Annotated in this window: 3 protein-coding genes; all 3 read left to right on the top strand. The window is 40.4% G+C overall.

What is annotated here, in order from left to right; all coding sequences use genetic code 11:
- On the top strand, positions 1–631 hold a 631-nt coding region (locus SCSH_RS00010; RefSeq protein WP_274518957.1), incomplete at its 5' end, for a phospho-N-acetylmuramoyl-pentapeptide-transferase.
- A 9-nt stretch (positions 632–640) separates the two neighbouring features.
- Entirely contained in the window at positions 641–811 is a 171-nt protein-coding gene (locus SCSH_RS11185) for a hypothetical protein (RefSeq protein WP_193743663.1), read from the top strand.
- 215 nt (positions 812–1,026) lie between these two features.
- Positions 1,027–2,370 carry a DEAD/DEAH box helicase gene (locus SCSH_RS00005; protein ID WP_057489858.1) on the top strand — a complete coding sequence of 448 codons (1,344 nt, stop codon included), beginning with the start codon at positions 1,027–1,029 and terminating at the stop codon, positions 2,368–2,370.
- Positions 2,371–2,438: the final 68 nt, after the last annotated feature.

The following is a 2,438-nucleotide window of genomic DNA, read 5'->3' as shown; positions in this document are numbered from 1 at the left end:
CTATTTTGTTCATGTTCTCCCGAGCGGTGCTGACACCTTGAACCTTTTTGGATTTCCTTTGCATTTGGGAGTCTTCTATGTCGCTTTTATTCTCTTTTGGATTGTCGGTTTTTCTAACGCCGTTAATCTGACAGATGGTATTGATGGCTTGGCTTCTATTTCAGTTGTTATCAGTCTAACAGCTTATGGGATTATTGCCTATCTGCAAAAGCAGTTTGACATTCTTCTCATCATTATTACCATGATTGGTGCCTTGCTTGGTTTCTTTGTTTATAATCATAAGCCTGCTAAGGTTTTCATGGGTGATGTTGGCAGTCTTGCTTTGGGGGCTATGCTGGCGGCTATTTCAATTGCCTTGCGTCAGGAATGGACCTTACTTATTATCGGTATTGTTTATGTTATTGAAACAGCCTCAGTTATGCTACAGGTGACCTACTTTAAATATACGAAGAAAAAATATGGCGAAGGTCGCCGGATTTTCCGCATGACACCTTTTCACCATCATCTGGAGTTAGGAGGACTGAGCCTAAGGAAAGAAGGTGCCAAATGGAGTGAGTGGAAAGTTGACGCTTTCCTTTGGACTGTTGGCCTTCTTGGCAGTTTGGTTATTTTAGCTATTTTATATTTATAGGAGTTTTTTATGAAAGTTCAAAGAGTATGGTCTCTGGTTTTGGCTCTTATTTTAACTATTGTATCTCTGACAGCGCCAGTTAAGCCAGGAGACTTGGTCTATCGCATAGGAGTTCTTATTGGAAGATTTATCATTCCTGCTTTCTTCTATTATTGGGCCTTTAAAAAGAAAAAATCATAAAGATTTGCTTGCACCCTGAAAATTAGCTGGCAACTGTTAATTTTCGGAGTGTTTTTTGATGTTGAGAGAAAGACAGGTTTTATTTTTCGATCTATCTTAGCTATGGGTTGCTATTTTGGAATAGCTATGTGGCAGTATTTAAGTGTATTGATTTGTCGCTTTGCTTTCTTGAACTTTTTAATGCTATAATAGATAGAATAAACGAAGAGGTTAACATGATATTTACGGACTTTAAATTTAAAAATTATATTAATAAAGCTTTGGTAAGTTTACATTTTGAAAAACCAACGGAAGTTCAAGAGCGTCTTATTCCGCTTGTTTTATCCGGACGGGATTTAGTTGGAGAATCAAAGACGGGTTCTGGGAAAACCCACACTTTTTTGTTGCCTATTTTTCAAACATTAAAGGAAGATTCTGAAACGGTTCAGGCTGTGATTACAGCACCCAGCCGTGAACTGGCTAGACAAATATATGAGGCAGCCAAGCAGATTGCTGATTTTTCAGATAAGGAAATTCGCCTTGCCAACTATGTGGGAGGGACGGATAAACTGCGTCAGATTGAAAAATTAAAAACTAGTCAGCCGCAAATCGCTATCGGAACGCCGGGTCGGATCTATGATTTGGTTCATTCGGGCCATCTTGATATTCATAAGGCTCGTACTTTTGTTGTTGACGAAGCTGATATGACTCTTGATATGGGATTTTTAGACACAGTGGATAAGATTGCTTCTGCCTTACCCAAGGCCGTGCAGATCTTAGTCTTCTCAGCAACTATTCCGCAAAAGCTGCAGCCTTTCTTGAAAAAATACTTGACTAATCCGGTCATGGAAAAAATCAAGACATCAACGGTCATTGCAGACACTATCGACAATTGGTTGATTTCAACCAAAGGGCGCAGTAAAAATGAGCAGATTTTAGAACTTGCTAAAGCACTTAATCCTTATTTGGCTATTATTTTTGTCAATACAAAAGAGCGGGCAGATGAACTGCATACCTACCTTTTAAACAATGGTCTTAAAATTGCTAAAATTCATGGCGGCATTCCGCCGCGTGAACGTAAACGCATTATGAACCAAGTTAAAAATCTGCAGTTTGAATACATTGTCGCAACAGACCTCGCTGCACGAGGAATTGACATTGACGGAGTCAGCCATGTTATCAACGATGCGATTCCTCAGGACTTATCCTTCTTTGTACACCGTGTCGGACGTACTGGGCGCAATGGTCTCTCAGGCACAGCAATTACCCTTTATCAGCCAAGTGATGATTCAGATATCAGAGAACTTGAAAAGCTGGGTATTGCCTTTGTACCAAAAATCCTAAAAAATGGAGAAATTCAAGATACTTATGACCGCGACCGCCGCACCAATCGGGAAAAAGCTTATCAGAAGCTGGATACCGAAATGATTGGTCTGGTGAAGAAGAAAAAGAAGAAAGTCAAACCGGGCTATAAAAAGAAAATTCAGTGGAAGGTAGACGAAAAACGGCGTAAGGCTCGCCGTTCTGAAGCGCGTGCTAAGGGACGAGCCGAGCGCAAGGCCAAGAGGCAAAGTTTTTAGCAAGTAACAGTCTGCTGCCAGTAACATTATTTAGGAAGAAAAGAAGGCTGGGACAATGTGTTCCAGTC

Source organism: Streptococcus orisasini, assembly GCF_001431045.1.
Classification (GTDB): domain Bacteria; phylum Bacillota; class Bacilli; order Lactobacillales; family Streptococcaceae; genus Streptococcus; species Streptococcus orisasini.
This window is presented reverse-complemented; position numbering and strand designations above follow the sequence as displayed.